This is a genomic window from Polaromonas sp. P4_H1, from assembly GCF_056400945.1.
On sequence record NZ_JBFUKG010000010.1, the window covers coordinates 174,235 to 194,368 of the forward strand.

A 20,134-nucleotide genomic window follows, 5' to 3' on the forward strand; every position below is an offset into this window, starting at 1 on the left:
GCCGCGGAACCGGCTTTGCCGGGCCGCAGGCGCAGCGGCCCCCCCGGGGGGCAGCGCAGTACACGAAGTGACAAGCGTGGGGGCTTCATGTCTATACGCGGTCAATGATTTTTTCGCCGAACAATCCCTGCGGCCTGAACAGCAGGAAGCCGAGCGCCAGCACATAGGCAAACCAGATCTCGATGCCGCCGCCAACATAGGGACCGAGGTACACCTCGGACAGCTTTTCACCGACACCGATGATGAGCCCGCCGATGATGGCCCCTGGCACCGAGGTCAGGCCGCCGAGAATCACCACCGGCAAGGCGCGAAGCGCCACGGTGGTGAGCGAGAACTGGACACCCAGCTTGCTGCCCCAGATCATCCCGGCCACCAGTGCCACCACACCCGCGACGCACCAGACGATGACCCAGATGCGGTTCAGCGGAATGCCGATGGACTGCGCGGCCTGGTGGTCATCGGCCACCGCACGCAAGGCGCGGCCTGTCGCGGTTTTCTGGAAAAAGATGCTCAGCAAGGCGACCAGTGCTGCGGCAATCGCGGCGGCAATCAGGTCTTCCTTGTTGATCAGGATGCCGCCCGGAAATATGCCGTCGGCGACAAAAATCGGCTCCTTGGGCATGCCGATGTCGATCTTGTAGATGTTGCTGCCAAACAGGGTCTGGCCCAGGCCTTCCATGAAGTAGGCGATGCCGAGCGTGGCCATCAGCAGCGTTGCGCCCTCCTGGTTGACCAGGTGGCGCAGCACCAGCCGCTCGATTAGCCAGGCTACCGCAAACATGATGATGCCGGCAATCACGAAGGCAGCCAGGTTGGCGAAGATGAGGCTGTCGATGCCCGTCCATTGCGGGATCCATGCGGAGAATCTGGCCATGGCCAGGGCGGCGAACAGCACCATGGCGCCCTGCGCGAAGTTGAAGACCCCCGAGGCCTTGAAGATCAGCACAAAGCCCAGCGCCACCAGCGAATAGAGCATGCCGGCCATCAGGCCGCCAAAGAGTGTTTCCAGAAAGAAAGCCATATTATTTCCTCACCCCTGTTGCCGACTCACTGCGTGTAGCGGCCTCTCCCCTTGCAGGGGACGACGCCTGTGGCCCGGCGAAGCCGATGGTTTTGCTCACCCCCGTTGCCGACTCGCTTCGCGTAGCGGCCTCCCCCCTTGCAGGGGGCGACGCCAGCGGCCCGGCATAGCCGGTTCCGCGGCGCCTGCTGGAAAGGTCTGTAGTCATACCCCGGGATTCTTTCAAAGTGTTGTCTTGCATATCAGTGGCTGGTTCCGAGGTAGGCACGGATGACGTCTTCGTTGTTGCGCACTTCGTCGGGGGTGCCGTCGCCGATCTTCTTGCCGTAGTCCAGCACCACCACGCGGTCGGAGATGTCCATCACCACGCCCATGTCGTGTTCGATCAGCACGACGGTGGTTCCGAATTCATCGTTCACGTCGAGTACAAAACGGCACATATCCTGTTTTTCCTCGACATTCATGCCGGCCATGGGCTCGTCAAGCAGCAGGACCTGCGGCTCCATGGCCAGCGCCCGGCCCAGGTCGACGCGTTTTTGCAGTCCGTAGGGCAACTGGCCGACCGGTGTTTTGCGAAAGGCCTGGATCTCCAGGAAGTCGATGATTTTCTCGACCGCCTCGCGGTGCATGATTTCCTCTTTCTCGGCCGGTCCAATCCGCAGCGCCTGCAGCAGCAGGTTGCTCTTGATCTTGAGGTTGCGGCCCGACATGATGTTGTCCAGCACGCTCATGCCCTTGAACAGCGCCAGGTTCTGGAAGGTGCGGGCCACACCCATCACCGCGACCTGGTGGCTGTTCATGTGCTTGAAAGTCTGGCCGCGAAAGGTGATGGCTCCCTGCTGCGGCGAATAGACGCCGTTGATGCAGTTGAGCATGGAGCTCTTGCCGGCGCCGTTGGGGCCGATGATGGCGCGGATCTCGTGCTCCTTCACATTGAAGGAAATATCGGACAGCGCCTTGACGCCGCCAAAGCTCAGGGAGATGTTGCTGACGTCGAGAATGACTTCGCCTATTTTCTTTTGGGCCATGATGTGCGTGTCTTTGCTCAGGCTGCCGCCAGGACCGGCGCGAAGGTTTGGGTGTCGCTGATCTTGAGCGTGGCGCTCACGCTGCCGCTGCGGCCATCTTCAAACTTCACCACGGTTTCAATGAACTGCTCGGTTTTGCCGCCGTACAGGGCATCCACCAGCGGCTGGTATTTTTCGGCGATGAAGCCGCGGCGCACCTTGTTGGTCCGTGTCAACTCGCCGTCGTCGGCATCGAGTTCCTTGTGCAGCACGAGGAAGCGGCTGATCTGCGAGCCGGCCAGCAGCGCATCGGCGCTGAGGTCGGCATTGACCTTCTCGACGCATTCCTTGATGAGCTGGTAGACCTCCGGTTTTTGCGCCAGGTCGGTGTAGCCCGCATAAGGCAGGTTGCGCCGTTCGGCCCAGTTGCCCACCGCCTCGAAGTCGATGTTGATCATCACGCAGACCTTTTCACGGCCGTCGCCATAGGCCACGACTTCCTTGATGTGCGGGAAGAACTTGAGCTTGTTCTCCACATATTTGGGGGCGAACAGGGCGCCGTCACTGGCGCCTCCCTTGATGCGGCCCACGTCCTTCACCCGGTCAATGATCTTGAGGTGACCGCTGGCATCCAGAAATCCGGCGTCGCTGGTGTGGTACCAGCCGTCGGCCGTCAGCACCTCGGCCGTGGCCGCCGGATTTTTGTAGTATTCCTTGAGCAGGCCGGCCGACTTGACCAGGACCTCGCCGTTGTCGGCCACCCGGATTTGCACGCCTTGAATCGGCACGCCGACCGTGTCGGCCCGCGCTTCGTTGTCGGGCTGCAGGCAGACGAACACGGCGGTTTCCGTGGAGCCGTAGAGCTGCTTGAGGTTGATGCCGACGGAGCGGTAAAAAGTGAAGAGGTCCGGGCCAATGGCTTCGCCGGCGGTATAGGCCACCCGCACGCGCGAAAAGCCCAGGTTGTTGCGCAGGGGGCCGTAGACCATCAGGTTGCCCAGGCCGTAAAGCAGGGTCTGGACGAAACTGACCGGCTTGCCGTCCATGCGGTCAGGGCCCACGCGCCGCGCCACCCCCATGAAGTAATTGAACATGCCCCGCTTGAGGCGCCCTGCGTCCTCCATGCGGATCATGACCGTGGTGAGCATGCCTTCAAACACCCGCGGAGGGGCAAAGTAGTAGGTCGGCCCGACCTCCTTGAGGTCAATCATCACCGTACTGGCGCTTTCGGGGCAGTTCACCACATAGCCGCAGGCCAGCCACTGTGCATAGCTGAAGATGTTCTGGCCAATCCACGCAGGCGGCAGGTAGGCCAGCACCTCCTCGCGGGAAGTGAGCTTGTCAAATTCCGCGCCGGCCTGTGCACGGTCCAGCAAGGTCGTGTGCGTGTGCACCACGCCCTTGGGGTTGCCGGTGGTGCCCGAGGTGAAAAACATGGCGGCCACATCGTCCGGACGGCCCTTGTCCACTTCCGCCCTGAACCAGGCGGGCTGGCGGGCGGCGAAGGCCTTGCCGGACTCGATCAGCTGGTCCAGCGACACCAGTCCGGGCTCTTCGTAATTGCGCAGGCCGCGCGGGTCGTCAAAAATGATGTGGGCCAGGTCCGGGCAGCGGTCACGGATTTCCAGCAGCTTGTCGACCTGCTCCTGGTCTTCCACCATGGCGAACCGGACATCCGCGTTGGTGATGGGGAAGATGCATTCGGCGCCCACGGCATCCTGGTACAGCGGAATGGGAATCGCACCCAGCGACTGCGCGGCCAGCATGGTGGCATACAGGCGCGGCCGGTTGGCACCGATCACGGCCATGTGTTCGCCACGCGCCAGGCCCGCCTCGTGCAGGCCGCAGGCAATGTGTTCCACCAGCCCGGCCATGCCGGCCCAGCTGTGCGCCTGCCAGATGCCATATTCTTTCTCGCGCATGGCCGCGGCGCCGGGGCGCTCGGCGGCATGTTGGAGCAGCAATCGTGGGAACGTGGTCTGCATTCCGGTTCCTTGTCTCTTTCTTTCTTGGTGCAGCCTTCTGTCGGAGAAAGCCGCTGATGTAAACGAATAGTAGGACCGCATTTGACGTCGCGGTGTCATTGCGACGACAATTTGCGGGTAAGTCCTACTGGGGTGTCCCCGGGTCCCCCGGCCTATCCCTCGCCCGATCCGGTACTTCTTGCGAACCATGTCCACTGACCTGACCCTGCACCAGCGCCGCAGGATGCCCACTCCGGATGAACTGCAAAGCATTCCCTGGCTGCGCCTGCTGCTGCCTGCCGAGCGCGAGCGTGCCGTGGCCGAACTTCGGGTGGGCGAGGCGTATCCGGGTGACTATGTCTGCCGCATAGGCAAGCCGGTGACCTACTGGTTCGGCGTGGTCGAAGGCCTGCTCAAGATGAGCAGCGACAACGCCCAGGGCCAGACCATGACCTTCGCCGGGTTGCCGCCAGGCGGCTGGTTTGGCGAGGGCACGACGCTCAAGCGCGAGCCCTACCGCTACAACATCCAGGCGCTGCGTAAAAGCGTGGTGGCAGGCCTGCCGGTCGATACCTTTCACGGGCTGCTCGACCATTCCATCGGCTTTAACCGTTTTGTGATGAACCAGCTCAATGAACGGCTGGGCCAGTTCATCGCCGCGCGTGAAATTGACCGCATGAACAACCCCGATATCCGCGTGGCGCGTAGCCTGGCCGCGCTGTTCAATCCGGTGCTGTACCCGGGGGTGGGCGAAATCCTGCGCATCACGCAGCAGGAGCTGGCCTACCTGGTCGGCCTGTCACGCCAGCGCGTCAATGAAGCACTGACAGCCCTGCAGGCGCAAGGCCTCATCCGGGTGGAATACGGCGGGCTGCGCGTGCTCGACCTGGCCGCCCTGCGTTCCAGCATTGCCTTAAGCAAATCGTAGTCGCCGTCCTTGGCTGGTGGGCGTAGTCAGCTATCAATTTGATAGTTTGCGGATCGGGTTCGACATGCCCGGGCGGCGCTGTTCAGCGCTTTTTTACGGTTTTTTTACGCCGCCCGCCCCACTTTCATCCCCGTTTTTACGCGCCGAAACCTAACCTCCTTACATCGTCTTACGTTTGGAGAAGGTCCATGGATATTGTCTTTATTGTTGGTGCCGCCGCGCTCTGGGGCGTGATGGTGTTACTGGTCTGGGGTTTCCAGAAGCTGGAACGTCCGCGGGGAGGCCGCTCATGATCGGCCTTGACGTCCTGTACGGCTTTGGTGGCGTCTGTGCAATTGTGCTGCTCGCCTATCTGGTTTGTGCGCTGATCTGCGCCGAGGAGTTCTGATGACTAACTCCTCTTGGGGCCTGCTGGCTCTTTTCCTGAGCGTTTTGCTGGTGGCATCCTGGCCGCTTGGCATCTGGCTCGCGCGTCTTTGTTCGGGCCGGCTTCCGGGCTGGATGCACAAGCTGGAAGCACCTTTGTACCGCCTGGCCGGCACGTCCGCGGACAAGTCCATGAACTGGTCGCACTATGCGCTGGCCTTACTGGCCTTCAATGCACTGGGCGTTCTGGCTGTTTATGCGTTGCAACGCCTGCAGGTATGGCTTCCGCTGAATCCTGCCGGCATGGCGGCCGTGTCGCCTGACTCGGCTTTCAATACCGCCGTCAGCTTTGTGACCAACACCAACTGGCAGGGCTATAGTGGTGAAGCCACCATGAGCTACCTGACGCAGATGCTGGTGCTCGCGGTACAGAACTTTTTCTCGGCGGCCACCGGCATCGCCGTGGTATTCGCGCTCTTTCGCGGCTTTGCCGCGCGCTCAACCGGCGTCATCGGCAACTTCTGGGCGGACGTCACGCGCATCACGGCCTGGCTGCTGGTGCCGCTGTCGCTGGTGTTTGCCATCTTCCTCGTGGGGCAGGGCGTGATCCAGAACTTTGGTGCTTACAAAGACGTGAGCACATTGGAGGTCAACAGCTACCAGCAGCCGAAAAATGGTCCCGACGGCCAGGCCCTGAAGGACGACAAGGGCAATCCTGCCATGGAAGACGCCAAGACCGACAAGCAGACGCTGGCCATGGGCCCGGTCGCTTCGCAGGAAGCCATCAAGATGCTGGGCACCAACGGCGGCGGCTTCTTCAATGCCAATTCGGCGCACCCCTATGAAAACCCGACCGCGCTGAGCAATTTTTTCCAGATGCTGTCGATTTTCCTGATCCCGGCCGCGCTGTGCTTTGCGTTTGGCCGCGAGGTCGGTGACCTGCGCCAGGGCTGGGCCGTGCTGGCGGCGATGACTGTGGTTTTCGTGATTGCGGTGGTGGCCATCACGCCCGCAGAGCAGGTGGGCAACCCGCTGCTGTCGCCGCTGGGTGTGGACCAGACGGCCAGCGCCCTGCAATCGGGCGGCAACATGGAAGGCAAGGAAACCCGTTTCGGCATCAACGCCTCCGCCCTGTTCGCGGTCATCACCACGGCTGCATCGTGTGGTGCAGTGAACGCCATGCACGATTCGCTCACCCCATTGGGTGGCATGGTGCCCATGGTGATGATGCAACTGGGCGAAGTCGTGTTTGGCGGTGTCGGCACCGGCCTCTATGGCATGCTGATTTTCGCCATCCTGGCGGTGTTCATTGCCGGCCTGATGATTGGCCGCACGCCGGAGTATCTGGGCAAAAAAATCGAGTCGCATGAAATGAAGCTGACCTCGATCGCCATTCTGGTGACGCCAATTCTGGTGCTGGCAGGAACCGCCGTTGCCGTGCTGGCAGGCGCCGGCAAGGCGGGCATCGCCAACCCAGGCGCACACGGTTTTTCCGAAATCCTTTATGCGCTGACTTCGGCGGGCAACAACAATGGCAGCGCGTTTGCCGGTCTTTCGGCCAACACGCCGTTCTACAACACGCTGCTGGGCATTGTCATGTGGCTGGGCCGCTTTGGCGTGATCGTGCCGGTGCTGGCTATTGCAGGTGCACTGGCCGCCAAAAAACGCCTGCCGGTAACGGCAGGAACCATGCCCACGCACGGCCCGCTGTTCGTGACGCTGCTGATCGGCACCGTGCTGCTGGTGGGCCTGCTCAATTACGTGCCTGCCCTCGCGCTGGGTCCGATGGTTGAGCACCTGATGCTGTGGTCAGGCAAATAAACCGCAAGGCAAAGAGTAATTACCATGAGTATCAAAAAATCTTTTGTATTGCTGGACCCGGCTCTTCTCAAGCCGGCCATCGCGGCTTCGTTCACCAAGCTGAACCCACGTGTGCAATGGCGCAATCCGGTGATGTTTGTCGTCTATATCGGCAGCATCCTGACGACCTTGCTGGGTCTGCAGGCCTTGCAGGGCAAGGGTGAGTCGCCAGCGAGCTTCATTTTCGCCGTGGCCCTCTGGCTCTGGTTCACCGTGCTGTTTGCTAACTTTGCCGAAGCAATGGCCGAAGGGCGCAGCAAAGCCCAGGCAGCATCACTGCGCAGCCTGAAAAAAAGCACCTGGGCCAAAAAGCTCAAGGAACCGAGACACGGCGGGGCCTGGTTGCCGGAGAAGGCCGAGAACCTGCGTAAAGGTGATGTGGTTCTGGTGGAGGCCAACGACATGGTTCCGCTCGATGGTGAAGTCATCGAAGGCGTCGCTTCGGTCGACGAAAGCGCCATCACCGGCGAATCGGCGCCCGTGGTGCGCGAGTCGGGCGGCGACTTCTCGTCGGTGACGGGCGGCACCCGCGTGCTGTCCGACTGGCTGGTGGTGCGCATCGCGGTCAATCCCGGCGAGTCTTTCCTCGACCGCATGATCAGCATGGTCGAGGGCGCCAAACGCCAGAAAACACCGAATGAAATTGCGCTGACGATTTTGCTGGTGGCGCTGACCATCGTGTTTTTGGTCGTCACGGTCACGCTGTTGCCGTACTCCATTTTCAGTGTGGAGGCGGTCAAGGCCGGCACGGTGGTGAGCATCACCGCGCTGGTCGCCTTGCTGGTGTGCCTGATTCCCACGACCATAGGCGGCCTGCTGTCTGCCGTCGGTGTGGCGGGCATGAGCCGCATGATGCAGGCCAATGTGATCGCTACCTCGGGTCGTGCAGTCGAAGCGGCCGGCGACGTGGATGTGCTGCTGCTGGACAAGACCGGCACCATCACGCTCGGCAATCGCCAGGCCTCGGCTTTCCTGCCCGCGCCGGGCGTGAAGGAGAGTGAACTCGCCGACGCGGCGCAACTCGCGTCGCTGGCCGACGAGACGCCCGAAGGCCGCAGCATCGTCGTGCTCGCCAAGCAGAAGTTCAACCTGCGCGAGCGCGACCTGCAAAGCCTGGGCGCGCATTTCCTTCACTTCTCGGCGCAAACGCGCATGAGCGGCGTGGACATCGCCACGGGCGGCGAAGCCGAGTCGGAGAACGGCGGCGTGGCCACGGCGGTCGAGGTTCGCCAGGTGCGCAAGGGCGCAGCCGCGGCGATCCGCAAGCATGTCGAATCGCTGGGCGGCAGCTTCCCGTCCGCGTTGCAGGCGACCGTCGACGACGTCGCGCGCCGCGGCAGCACGCCGCTGGTAGTCAGCGACTCGACTCGCGTGCTCGGCGTCATCGAGCTCAAGGACATCGTCAAGGGCGGCATCAAGGAGCGCTTTGGCGAACTGCGCCGCATGGGCATCAAGACCGTGATGATCACCGGAGACAACAGGCTCACGGCGGCAGCCATTGCGGCGGAAGCCGGCGTCGATGATTTCCTGGCCGAGGCCACGCCTGAAGACAAACTCAAGCTGATTCGCCAGTACCAGGCCGAAGGCCGGCTGGTGGCGATGACGGGCGATGGCACCAACGATGCACCCGCATTGGCGCAGGCCGACGTGGCGGTGGCGATGAACAGCGGCACCCAGGCCGCCAGGGAGGCTGGCAACATGGTCGATCTGGACTCCAACCCGACCAAGCTGCTGGAGATTGTGGAGACCGGCAAGGCGCTGCTGATGACGCGCGGCTCGCTCACCACCTTCTCGATTGCCAATGACGTGGCCAAGTACTTCGCCATCATTCCGGCGATTTTTGTGACGACCTATCCGCAGCTGGCCGCTCTCAATGTGATGCAGCTGGGCAGCCCTTCATCGGCGATTTTGTCGGCGGTGATTTTCAATGCGCTGATCATCATGTTCCTGATCCCGCTGGCGCTTAAAGGTGTCAAGTACCGTGCTGTCGGCGCTGCCGCGCTGCTGCGCCGCAACCTGTTGATTTACGGCCTGGGCGGTTTGATCGTGCCTTTTATCGGAATCAAGGCGATCGACCTGCTGCTGGTGGCCATGAACCTCGTTTAAGGAAAATTCATGAAAAACATTCTTCGTCCCGCGCTGATTCTTTTCTTTGTTCTTACGCTGGTCACCGGCGTGGCCTACCCGCTGGTGGTGACCGGCGTGGCGCAGTCGCTGTTTCCGGTGCAGGCCGCAGGCAGCCTGATCCTGCGTGACGGCAAACCGGTCGGCTCGGCGCTGATCGGGCAGAACTTCAGCGAGCCCGGCCATTTCTGGGGCCGGCCTTCGGCAACCGGACCCATGCCTTACAACCCATCCGCTTCCAGCGGCTCCAACCAGGGCCCGCTGAACCCGGCGCTGGCCGATGCGGTCAAAGGCCGCATCGAGGCGCTCAAGGCGGCCGATCCGGGCAACACGGCTACAGTGCCGGTGGATCTGGTTACCGCTTCTGCCAGCGGACTTGATCCGCACATCAGCCCGGCTGCGGCCCGTTACCAGGTGGCGCGCGTGGCCAAGGCGCGCAGCCTGCCTGTCGAGAAGGTACAGGGGCTCGTCGATCAGCAAACCGAAACGCCGCTGGCTGGTTTTCTGGGTGAATCGCGCGTCAATGTGCTCAAGCTGAATCTGGCGCTGGATGACTTGAAGTGAATGAATGCGCCAAGGCATGCGGTAATCTGTTGCCATGAAGGTATCCAGCAACCAACGCCCCGACCCTGACGTGCTGTTGCTACAACTGCAGCAGCAGGCAGAACAGGGCGCGCGCGGCAAGCTGCGCATCTATTTCGGGGCGAACGCGGGGGTCGGCAAAACCTACGCCATGCTCAGCGCCGCACAGCGCGAAAGCAAGGCCGGACGTGAGGTGCTGGTCGGCGTGGTCGAGACGCACGGGCGCAGCGAAACGGCGGAGCTGCTGGCCGGGCTGGCGCAACTGCCGCTGCGCCAGGTGCCTTACCGCGACCGTACCTTGCAGGAGTTCGACCTCGACGCGGCGCTTGCGCGCAAGCCCGCTGTGCTCCTGGTCGATGAACTGGCGCACAGCAATGTGGACGGCTCGCGCCACCCGAAGCGCTGGCAGGATGTGCAGGAACTGCTCGAAGCCGGTATCGACGTCTGGTCCGCTGTCAATGTGCAGCACCTCGAAAGCCTGAACGGCACGGTGGGCGCCATCACCGGCATTCGCGTCAATGAGACCGTGCCCGACACCGTGCTGGACGATGCCGACGAAATCATCCTGGTCGATGTCACGCCCGATGAGCTGATGGCGCGGCTGAAAGCCGGCAAGGTTTACCTGCCGCAGCAGGCCGAGCGTGCGGCGAAAAACTTTTTTCGCAAGGGCAACCTGATTGCGCTGCGCGAGATCGCCTTGCGCCGCACGGCCGAGCATGTGGAAGACGATGTGCGCAGCTACCGGGTCGAGAAATCCATCGCCTCGGTGTGGAACACCGAAGGCGCGATTCTGGCCTGCATCGGTCCGCGCGAAGGCGCCGAGCAGACCGTGCGCACGGCAGCGCGGATGGCCGGCCAGCTCAATGTGCGCTGGCATGCGGCCTATGTGGAAACGCCGCGCCTGCAGCGGCTGGCGGTGGCCGAGCGCGACCGGATTCTGGCGGTGATCAAGCTGGCTGAAGAGCTGGGCGCCACCACCGCTGTGTTGGCGGGTAGCGATGCAGCCACCGAACTGGTGGCGCAGGCGCAACTGCTGAACTGCGCCACGCTGGTGGTCGGGCGGCCGCAGCTGTCGGGCTGGTCCGCCCTGTGGAGTCGGCGCACCATGACGCGCCAGCTGGCCACGCTGTCGCCCGCGCTAGACATTGTGGAGGTGGGTCATGCCGAGAGCGCGCGGCGGCTGGCACGGGCCGTGTTGCGCACGGATGAAGAAGACGCTGCCGCCTGGCACGGCAGCCTGCCGCGTTATGCCTGGGCCATGGCCAGCAGCGCGGCCATCACCTTGGTGGCCTTGCCGCTGTTCAGGTTTTTCGACCTGGCCAACATCGTCATGCTGTTTTTGCTGGGCACGGTGTTGGTCGCGCTGAAGTTCGGCCGTGGCCCAGCGGCGCTGGCTGCTTTTCTCAATGTGGCGGCCTTTGACTTTTTCTTTGTGCCGCCGCGCCTGTCGTTCGCGGTGAGCGACGTGCAGTACCTGTTGACCTTTGCGGTGATGCTGGTGGTGGGGTTGCTGACGGGCCAGCTCACGGCGGGGCTGCGCTTTCAGGCACGCATTTCATCGAGCCGGGAACGCCGCGCGCAATCGCTGTTTGAACTGACGCGCGACCTGTCGGCTGCGCTCTTGAGTTTGCAGGTAACCGAGCTGGGCGAGGCGGCGGTGCAGCGCAACTTTGGCGGCCAGGCGCTGGTGCTGACCACCGATGCCAATGACCAGCTGGTGCTGCCCGGCAGCAACGCACCGGTTGATTTCGACGCGGGCGTGGCCGACTGGGCGTTTCGCAACGAGCAGGCCGCCGGCCTGGCCACTTCGACCTTGTCGGCGCAAGCCTGGCATTACATCCCGCTCAGGGCGCCCATGCGGGTGCGCGGTGTGCTGGCGCTCAAGCCTGACCAGCCGCGCTGGCTGCTGATTCCCGAGCAACAGCAGCAACTGGACACGCTGGCGCGGCAAATTGCGATTGCGCTGGAGCGGGTGCATTACGTCGAGGTTGCGCAGCAGGCGCTGGTGCAAATGGAGTCGGAAAAACTGCGCAATGTGCTGCTGGCCGCCATTTCGCACGACGTGCGTACACCACTGACGGCGTTGATTGGCCTAGCCGACTCGTTGCAGCGAACCACACCGCCGCTGAGCCACGCCCAAGCCCAGGCCGCGCGTGCCATCAGCGACGAGGCACGCCACCTGAGTGCGCTGGTCAACAACCTGCTGGACATGGCGCGTCTGCAAAGCGGCGCCGTCAACCTCAAAAACGAGTGGCAGTCGGTCGAAGAGATTGTGGGCTCGGCGATTCGCCAGGCGCAGCACGCGCTGGCGGGCAAAACCGTCAAGACGGCGTTGCCGGCCGATCTTCCACTGGTGGAGTTTGATGCGGTGCTGATAGAACGCGCGCTGGTCAATCTGCTGGAAAACGCCGGCAAATATGGAGGCTCCGGAAATTTGCCTGTTGAAGTCAGCGCGCATGTGACCGACCAGGCTCTGGTGCTGACGGTGCGTGACCATGGGCCCGGATTGCCCGCTGCGCTCAAGGGCCGCGAACACGAGTTGTTTGAGAAATTCACGCGCGGCGTCGCCGAGTCGGCCACGCCGGGCGTGGGCCTGGGCCTGGCCATCTGCCAGGCGGTGGTTGATGCGCATCGCGGCCAGATCACGGCGGCCAACGCCTCAGGCGGTGGTGCAGAATTCACCATGAGCCTGCCGCGCCGTCCACCACCACAAAGCCTGCCCGAAAATCCCTGACCCCATACCGAATGTCCCAGCCCACGCCCGTTGCCGTTGTCATTGAAGATGAGCCGCAGATTCGCCGCTTTGTGCGCGCCGCGCTCGAAGCCGAGGGCTGGCAGGTGTTTGAAGCCGACACCGCGCAGCGCGGGCTGACCGAGGCCGGCACCCGCAAACCCGATCTGCTGGTGCTGGACCTGGGCCTGCCCGATGGTGACGGCCTGGACGTGATCCGCGATGTGCGCAGTTGGTCGGGCGTGCCGATTGTGGTGCTGTCGGCGCGGGTCGATGAGGCTGACAAGATTGCCGCGCTTGACGCCGGGGCCGACGACTACCTGACCAAACCTTTTGGCGTGGGCGAGTTGCTGGCCCGGGTGCGCGCCAATCTGCGTCGGCCACGCGCTGCCGGCGTCGACGGCGCGCCTGCGGAGCCACTGTTCAGCTTTGGCGACGTGGTGGTTGACCGGCAGGCCCGGCTGGTGCGGCGCCAGGGGGTCGAGGTTCACCTGACGCCGATCGAGTACCGGCTGCTGACGGTGTTGATGACCAACGCCGGCCGTGTGTTGACGCACCGCCAGTTGCTGCGCGAGGTCTGGGGGCCGTCTCATGCGGCGCAGAGCCACTACCTGCGTATTTACATGGGGCACCTGCGCCAAAAGCTGGAAACCGACCCGGCGCAGCCCAAGCACCTGCTTACGGAAACGGCGGTCGGTTACCGGTTGCTGGTGTCCTGAGGCCCCGGTCGGTGCCGGATTTCCACGATAATCAGAGCTAAATATGGATTTCTTCCAATATGTACGGGCATAGTAAGCTACAAAATAGATAGCAAATGCAAGATCCCCTGAAACCTAAAACAGCATCGCCGCCATCCGGCACCGCGGTGCGTATTCCGAAAGCCGCTGCTTCCGCCGCAGGTGCGCCACCGTCCACCGTGCGGCTGAACAAACGCATGGCCGAGTTGGGCCTGTGCTCGCGACGCGAGGCCGACGACTGGATTGCCCGCGGCTGGGTGCTGGTGAATGGAGCGCCCGCCGTGATGGGCCAGCCGGTCGCCCCTGATGCACGCATCGAAGTGGATCGCCAGGCCGAGCAGCAGCAGCGCCAGCAGGTCACCATTCTGATCAACAAACCCGTTGGCTATGTCAGCGGCCAGGCTGAAGACGGCCATGAGCCTGCGGTGGTGCTGGTACAGCCGCAAAACCGCTGGCGCGAGTGCAACAGCCGCATGCGCTGGGGTCCCGAGCAGTTGCGGGGCCTGGCGCCGGCCGGCCGCCTGGACATTGACTCCATCGGCTTGCTGGTGCTGACACAGGACGGGCGCGTGGCGCGCCAGCTCATCGGTGAAAACTCGGAGATCGAAAAAGAATACCTGGTGCGGGTCAGCTACGGCGCCGAAACGAACAATGTGCAGGCGGTGTTCCCGCGTGAAAAGCTGGCCTTGCTGCGCCATGGTCTGAGCCTCGACGGGCAGGCCTTGCGCACGGCGCAGGTGGACTGGCAAAACCCCGAGCAGCTGCGGTTTGTGCTCAAAGAGGGCAAAAAGCGCCAGATTCGCCGCATGTGCGAGCAAGTGGGGCTTTTTGTGACTGGACTGAAGCGCGTGCGGATAGGTCGGGTCAACCTCGGCCATTTGCCGGTAGGCCAGTGGCGCTACCTGGCGGCGCACGAGTCTTTTTAGCCTTTGCCGTGGTGATCTGCAGCGGTCGGTAACGCTGCAGGAGCACCACCGTCCTTGCCAGCGCAGGGCGCACTCTGTCCTACGACGACGTACGCCAAAGGCTGGCAACATTTTGCTTGATGCGGCCTAAAGTGTCTTTAAGGGCTTGGCCATGTCTCACAGGTCCCAAACGCGCAGCAGCCCGGCCACGTCATCAAATCACCCCCGTCTACCCCCACCCACCTGCGCTCTCATCATGGCACTCATTACCTATCTGGCGGAAGACAACGAGACCGTCCTCGAGAACCTGATCGAGACGCTGGAGGAAATCTGCGCGGTCAAGGTCACTGGTTTTGGTGCCACCGAGGCGGATGCCCACCGCTGGCTCACCGTGCACAACGGCGAGTGGCACCTGGCGATCGTCGACCTGTTTTTGAAGGAGGGCAGCGGTCTCGGTGTCTTGGAGGGCTGCCGCAACCGCGAGCCTTTCCAGAAGGTGGTCATGCTGACCAACTACGCTACGCCCGAGATCCGCAGGCGGGCCGCCGCGCTTGGCGCGGATGCCGTGTTTGACAAGTCCGGGGAACTGGATGATCTCTTTGCCTACTGCATGGAGCAGACGGCGCTGCAGGGGTAACAGGCGTGGCCGCAGCCGGGATTTGATGTTGGTTGCGCGGTCAATGCATTCCGGAGGGGAGCACGCATCGCGTTCCTTGTCGTGCGTTACCAGGAAATCGTCAGTTCAACCGGGTTGGGGTAATTCATGGGCTGGCCGGCAACGACCGCAAGCTGCGTGCGATCGGCCTGATTAGCCTGATCGGCCACGGCATTCATGTGGGGTTGTTGACCTGTTTTGCGGGTAGAGGCGCTGGCAATGGCCTGCACATCCACTGTGGCCGGGCAGCTGATGCGCAGCGTGCCGGCCTGTCCTTCTGGCTGCCCGCGGTGGGTGCAGCGATGGTCTGCGGTGGCCACTTCGCTGAAGGTGCGCAACACAATCGTGACGCCAAACGTGCCAGAACTGGTGCCGGAACTGCTTTGCGCATGGGCGGGGCTGAACATGGCCAGCAGAAGCTGGATGGTCAAAACGGCAAAGGCGGTGGTGAAGGTTCGCATGGCACTGACTCCCTGAAACTATCAACTGTTGCCTGAATTTTAATTAAATTGATAAATTCGCGCAATATCTAATTTAAGTTATCAGTTTGCTGATCTGTGTGATTTTTCACCAAATTAGGTGAAATGAGGAGTTTTGGCGCGTGCGATGGCCGTGAATTCGATTTTTTTCGTCAAATTTATCAATTTATTGGGAGCTCAAGGGTGGCCAAACCTTTCTGGGAGCCGGTTCCGTGGCAGGCTTGCTCGGCGCATTTTTCGGACGAAAAATGGCGTTTACCCATATGGAAGTTGGATTGAATGCTATGAAGGTCATAGCATCCGGCGGCCTTTGGCTTGGCGGGTAGAGATTTTCAGCCGCAGGGGCCTTCAATCGGCGGTGAGCGTTGACGACATCCCTTATCGGCATCCCCGACTCAGGCCATGAGTCAGCCTTCGCAGTGGCGCGCGAGGGCCGACTGGCGCGTGACCGGGCCGGGAGGCGGAGCGTGTAACGTGCCCGCCGGTGTTCGATGGATGACAGCGGCGTGGCATCGTTGCCGCGTCAACCCGTCGTCAACCCGTCGCCGACGCAGCGACTCAGTAGCTGATGGTGATGGTCTGCGGGGCGGAGGCGGAGCAGGCCGATGTGGCGCAGATGCCTGCCTGATTGGCAGCAATGTTGCCATTGACCAGGTAGGTCTGGGCGGCGCCGGTGCCTGTGCCGCTGGCGGCGCTCAGCGACAGGCTGTAGGCCAGGCCCAGCAGCGTGCCGCTGGTGGAGCCCAGGGCCATCGTGTACGGCAGTCCGCTGGTGCAGCGCGTGGCGAATTGCGAGCTGCCTGTCGCGGCCGTCGACTGGAACGAGGTATAGCTGAAGCTCATGGTGCCAGGCGGTGTGCTGAACTGGCACTGCGGATTGGTGGTGATGATCACCGGCATGGTGGCTGGCGTGGCTATCGCATTGACCCCTGACGTCACCGAATAGGTGAGCGTCGCGGTCATCACGTCGGTGTAATCCCCCACCACGGCCGATTGCTGGGCGGTCACCCGGTTGTAGTAGGGAAGGGTCAACGAGGCCGATGTGCCGCTGGCAAAGCTGAGTGTTCCGGTGAACGGCGCACTCCCGTTGCTCCCCCAGCGGGTCGAATAGGCGGCATCCTTGTAGACGTCGTATTTGAGGTAGTTGTTCGTCAGGTAGCGGGCGCGATTGGTTTGTCCGTTGGGATTGGCGCCATTGTTGACCGCCAGCGAATAGGTGGTCGTAGCGAGGTCGCCCGACGCGCGTGAGCAGTTGATGGTGACACTTGATACGTTGTCGTTCGACACCGTCGAGACCGGGTCGTAAACCGATGTGAATCCATTGCCGGAGACGCTGCAGCTGATCGTGGCGTGGGCGGCGCACGCGGCCAGGAGTCCGGCCCAGGCCACTGCCACCAGCAGGAAATGGCGCAGAGTCACCACTGCACTCACCCGGCCACGTACGGTATCGCGGGGTGTTGCTTCGGGAAGCTTTTTACACATGATGGCCATGATGGGTAACATTATGTTACGCGAGGGGTGACTTGGTCCATTTCCAGTAGGCGTCGCGGGCAGATGGATGGGCAACTCGTGACAAAAGCCTCAATGCACGGGGTAACTGCAAACTTTGTTCGTGGATTATCACGGCGTGCGCCCCCTTTGCACAGTTTTCCGGATCCATTCGTCCGGAGGCGCTTCACCGTTTGACGCCGATGCAGCGGACGGGGCCCACCCGGGTGATCTCCTCCAGCTTGCCGGGCGGCAAGGCCACGTCAAAGGTGCAGCTGGCGCCGTTCCATTTCAGGCGCAAGCGGTTGCTGGCCTGCAGGCCGGTAACAAAAGCCTCTCCGCGCCGGGCGACAAAGAATTCCTTCTTGTCTCCCACCAGTTCGATTTCAGCGCCGGCGGGCGCGGGTTCACCGTCGTCGAATTCAATGCGGATCAAGGCGCCCCGGCCGGACCGCACGGGGAAGGTGATCTTGACGGCGCTGCGCAGGGCCGGCACGGCCTCCTGCTCAATCGAGTCCAGCTCGGCGCTGATCGGCAGCTCGGTCGGATCCAGGCGCACGCTGTTGCGCTGGAAGGGCAGCAGGCGCGGCAGGAGCGCCACGCCGCTGTCGTTGGTGCGGGTCAGTGTGCTGCCCTGAAAGCCCACGCCCACATTCGCATAGCCCGGCACTTCGACAATCGCAAAGCTGTCCTGGACGCGGCGTGTGGCGAAGACCTGTCCATCGGCCATCACGACGCCGCCGAGCAGGCCCAGGCGCAGGTTCTGCTGGTTTTTTGCGCCGCTGACGTCGGCTGAAAACAGTCCTTGGGTGCCCTGGTAATAAGCGCCGCCTTCCGCATAGCCCCCATTGGCACGCGAGCCCAGAGCGGTGCGCCAGCCCCAGCCGGTTTCGGCACTGAGGGCCCGGCTGGCGTTCACATAGCTGTCAGTCGAGCCGCCGCGTGCCGTCACACCGGAGGCGATGGTGATGCGGTTTTCGAGCGGCACAATCAGGAATGCGCCCAGCGAATTGCCGGAAGACACGCCGCTGAGCCGGGTGGCGCTCAGCGTCAGGGCGCTGCGCTGCCCCAGCCGGATGGTGTAGCTCAGGCTCAGGGTGTTGAGCTTGCCCAGCTCGTAATTGTCAAAGCCGGCATAGCTCAGGTTGAGCGCCCCGAACTGGTCACTGCTGTAGCTATAGCTGGCGGTGGTTTGCAGGCGGGGCGATGTTGTGTCAATACCGAGCTGCCGGTAACCGCGCGATGCACCTTGCGCGCTGAAGGCAACGCCGTGGCGCAGGCCGCTGCGCTCTACGCCGACCAGCCAGTTGCCGCCGTTGCCGCCGGTATCGCTGCGGCTGACCGCCAGCGCGGTTTGTCCGAGCATCTGGAACGGCAACGCGTAGCTGACACCCGCGCCGGCACGGCTCAGCGAGGAGGACCACTCGGCGTTGCCTTCCACCGTCAGGCTCTTGCTCAGGCCCTTGCGCCAGAGGCCGGCGATGAAGCGCGGGCCGTAGTTGGCATTGTCGGTGCCCAGGTTGTTGCGGATGGCCCCCAGCTCGAAGCTCCAGTCCGTCAGGTTTTCTTCCAGCAGGTTGGCATTGCTGAAAAAGGACTGGGTGATGACGGTTTCGCGGCCCAGGATGTCGCGCACCACGACCCGGGCTTCGCCGGCGCCCGTCAGGGCCGGGAAGTTGTCAATGCTGAAGGGCCCCGAGGGCACCCGGGAGGTTTGCCGGAGCGCATCATTGACGTACAGCTCCACCGTGCTGGGCGCGGCAGACAACCCCGTGACGGTGGGGATGGGCTGCGTCACAAAGCCCGGCTGCAGGGCAAAATTCTTGGCGAACTGAAAGCCCCCAAAGTAAACGGAGCGGCCCGAGATACCCGTGCGCGTGGTGCTGTCACCCAGTCGCAGCGTGCTGTTGCTGTCCAGGAAATTCCGGGTGTAGGTGGTCTCCAGCCGCCGCCACGAGGCATTCAGGGTGGGGTCCTGGCTGACGAGGTTGCGGCCAACGTAGCTGCTGGTCACCAGGCCCCATTGCCCCGAAAACCCGAGCTCCGTCAAGGCGCCCAGATCCTTGGCGTGCAAGTCATCGCTGCCCGCAATGCGGCTGCGGCTGGTGGTGTAGTTCAGGTCGTAGTTGGCAAAGACGGCGGGAATGGTGGGCGACAGCGGGGGACGCAGTGCGGCTTCCTGCGTCAGGCGCACGGCGTTGAAGGCGGCCGGCGAAAACACCAGGTCGACCGACTGGGTGGCAAAGTTGAGCCGTGCTTCAAACCCCGGAATCGCCGAAAGCGGGTACCACTGCTGTCCCTGAAACTGGATGTCCTGGGCGCTGGGTTGGTGGTTCAGGCGCCACTCGTCAAAGGCGTCTGACGGCGCATACAAAATGCCGTTGCGCTCGAGCAGGGTCCAGACGCCGCCTTTGGTGCTGTTGATGAACACTTCCAGCGGAAGCAGCCGGTCATTGGCTGACCGGGCATTGGCCGGAACGTTGGACGGCGGCGTGGTTTGGACTTGCGCAGCGGCGCCCGTGCAGAGGCTTGCCAGGACAAGGCAGGCGCGCACATGTGAAAGCCGGCAACGCCCCCTTGTCATACCGTGCTGGATCAGGGCAGCGTGATGCTGGTCGTCAGGTTCTGCCCGTCGTCGAACGTCACGACCAGCTGCGCCGGGCCCGCGGCGACGGCTTTGTCGCTCCGCAGGCTGATGGTTTTGCTCGCGCCAGGCAGGATGTAGCTGCCGCCCTCAAAGCGGGCGAGCGCCTGGTCGCCGCGCATGACCGCGGCCTCGCGGATCTGCGCATAGGCGGTGCCGGTGTTGCTGCACTGCAGGTTGACGGTTTTGGCGTCTGCACGGCCGGTGTTGCAGTTCATCTGGCGCTTGGCGGCCGGTGGCGTGATAAAGACAGGCATGCTCAGGGCCAATGCAATGGGGACCTGAATGCCCGATGCGGGCAGGGCTTCCGGCACTTCGCGGATGATCATGCGGTAGGTCAGCTGCCGGCTTGCATCCGCCGGTTTCAGCAAGGCCAGCCGCACCACCTGCCTGGCCTTGGGGGCCAGCTTGATGATGGGAGGGGCCAGAATCAGGTCTTCGGTGAGCACCAGCTCATCGGTCCCATCCGGTTTTTGGCTCCAGGTATTGATGTCGGCCTGCAGCACGACTTCGGTATCGGCTTCGTTGGTGAGCGTCACGGCGATGGCCCGGTCGCGGGGTGTCATGTAAAGCCGAACGGGCGTCACGGAAAACACACCGGCAACGGCAGGGGCCCAAGGGGCCATGAGACTTAGCAGGAGGA

16 protein-coding genes are annotated in these 20,134 nt (G+C 63.0%); 9 read left to right on the plus strand and 7 right to left on the minus strand.

Features of this window, described 5'->3' with window-relative positions; all coding sequences use genetic code 11:
• Positions 1 to 91 precede the first annotated feature (91 nt).
• The 3 genes from AC1DS5_RS14750 to AC1DS5_RS14760 form a co-directional block, all read right to left on the minus strand.
• Positions 92 to 1,021: a branched-chain amino acid ABC transporter permease gene (locus AC1DS5_RS14750; RefSeq protein ID WP_477718996.1), complete on the minus strand. Its 930-nt coding sequence runs from the start codon at positions 1,019 to 1,021 to the stop codon at positions 92 to 94.
• 242 nt (positions 1,022 to 1,263) lie between these two features.
• Positions 1,264 to 2,049 (minus strand): ABC transporter ATP-binding protein, encoded by a 786-nt coding sequence (locus AC1DS5_RS14755; RefSeq protein ID WP_477718997.1) that lies wholly within the window; start codon positions 2,047 to 2,049, stop codon positions 1,264 to 1,266.
• 17 nt (positions 2,050 to 2,066) lie between these two features.
• The gene (locus AC1DS5_RS14760; protein ID WP_477718998.1) at positions 2,067 to 4,013 is read right to left on the minus strand and encodes an AMP-binding protein; all 1,947 of its coding nucleotides are present in this window, start codon (positions 4,011 to 4,013) and stop codon (positions 2,067 to 2,069) included.
• 187 nt (positions 4,014 to 4,200) lie between these two features.
• Between AC1DS5_RS14760 and AC1DS5_RS14765 the strand changes: the two genes are divergently transcribed.
• From AC1DS5_RS14765 to AC1DS5_RS14805, 9 genes are all read left to right on the plus strand, one after another.
• Positions 4,201 to 4,920, plus strand: a complete 720-nt coding sequence (locus tag AC1DS5_RS14765) for a Crp/Fnr family transcriptional regulator (RefSeq protein WP_477718999.1) — start codon at positions 4,201 to 4,203, stop codon at positions 4,918 to 4,920.
• Positions 4,921 to 5,209: 289 nt separating this feature from the next.
• On the plus strand, positions 5,210 to 5,308 hold the full coding sequence (locus AC1DS5_RS14770; protein ID WP_477719000.1) for a potassium-transporting ATPase subunit F: 99 nt from the start codon (positions 5,210 to 5,212) through the stop codon (positions 5,306 to 5,308).
• On the plus strand, positions 5,308 to 7,107 hold the full coding sequence (kdpA, locus tag AC1DS5_RS14775) for a potassium-transporting ATPase subunit KdpA (RefSeq protein ID WP_477719001.1): 1,800 nt from the start codon (positions 5,308 to 5,310) through the stop codon (positions 7,105 to 7,107). The genes AC1DS5_RS14770 and kdpA overlap by 1 nt, the downstream gene beginning before the upstream one ends.
• A gap of 24 nt (positions 7,108 to 7,131) precedes the next feature.
• Complete coding sequence (gene kdpB / locus AC1DS5_RS14780) at positions 7,132 to 9,252, plus strand: potassium-transporting ATPase subunit KdpB (protein ID WP_477719002.1); 2,121 nt, start codon at positions 7,132 to 7,134, stop codon at positions 9,250 to 9,252.
• 9 nt (positions 9,253 to 9,261) lie between these two features.
• On the plus strand, positions 9,262 to 9,834 hold the full coding sequence (gene kdpC, locus AC1DS5_RS14785; RefSeq protein ID WP_477719003.1) for a potassium-transporting ATPase subunit KdpC: 573 nt from the start codon (positions 9,262 to 9,264) through the stop codon (positions 9,832 to 9,834).
• Between the two features lie 34 nt (positions 9,835 to 9,868).
• Complete coding sequence (locus AC1DS5_RS14790) at positions 9,869 to 12,586, plus strand: DUF4118 domain-containing protein (RefSeq protein WP_477719004.1); 2,718 nt, start codon at positions 9,869 to 9,871, stop codon at positions 12,584 to 12,586.
• An 11-nt stretch (positions 12,587 to 12,597) separates the two neighbouring features.
• On the plus strand, positions 12,598 to 13,302 hold the full coding sequence (gene kdpE, locus AC1DS5_RS14795; RefSeq protein ID WP_477719005.1) for a two-component system response regulator KdpE: 705 nt from the start codon (positions 12,598 to 12,600) through the stop codon (positions 13,300 to 13,302).
• 95 nt (positions 13,303 to 13,397) lie between these two features.
• The gene (locus AC1DS5_RS14800) at positions 13,398 to 14,246 is read left to right on the plus strand and encodes a pseudouridine synthase (protein WP_477719006.1); all 849 of its coding nucleotides are present in this window, start codon (positions 13,398 to 13,400) and stop codon (positions 14,244 to 14,246) included.
• 235 nt (positions 14,247 to 14,481) lie between these two features.
• Positions 14,482 to 14,862 (plus strand): response regulator, encoded by a 381-nt coding sequence (locus AC1DS5_RS14805; protein ID WP_477719007.1) that lies wholly within the window; start codon positions 14,482 to 14,484, stop codon positions 14,860 to 14,862.
• A gap of 86 nt (positions 14,863 to 14,948) precedes the next feature.
• Here the strand turns inward: AC1DS5_RS14805 and AC1DS5_RS14810 are convergent, their stop codons facing one another.
• The 4 genes from AC1DS5_RS14810 to AC1DS5_RS14825 all read right to left on the minus strand — a co-directional run bounded on the left by AC1DS5_RS14810 (position 14,949) and on the right by AC1DS5_RS14825 (position 20,117).
• Positions 14,949 to 15,341: a hypothetical protein gene (locus AC1DS5_RS14810; protein WP_477719008.1), complete on the minus strand. Its 393-nt coding sequence runs from the start codon at positions 15,339 to 15,341 to the stop codon at positions 14,949 to 14,951.
• Between the two features lie 576 nt (positions 15,342 to 15,917).
• A complete protein-coding gene (locus AC1DS5_RS14815) occupies positions 15,918 to 16,850 on the minus strand; it encodes a Csu type fimbrial protein (RefSeq protein ID WP_477719009.1) in 933 nt (310 codons plus the stop codon).
• Between the two features lie 184 nt (positions 16,851 to 17,034).
• Positions 17,035 to 19,401: a fimbria/pilus outer membrane usher protein gene (locus AC1DS5_RS14820; protein ID WP_477719010.1), complete on the minus strand. Its 2,367-nt coding sequence runs from the start codon at positions 19,399 to 19,401 to the stop codon at positions 17,035 to 17,037.
• Between the two features lie 41 nt (positions 19,402 to 19,442).
• Positions 19,443 to 20,117, minus strand: a complete 675-nt coding sequence (locus tag AC1DS5_RS14825; RefSeq protein ID WP_477719011.1) for a fimbrial biogenesis chaperone — start codon at positions 20,115 to 20,117, stop codon at positions 19,443 to 19,445.
• Between the last annotated feature and the right edge of the window lie 17 nt (positions 20,118 to 20,134).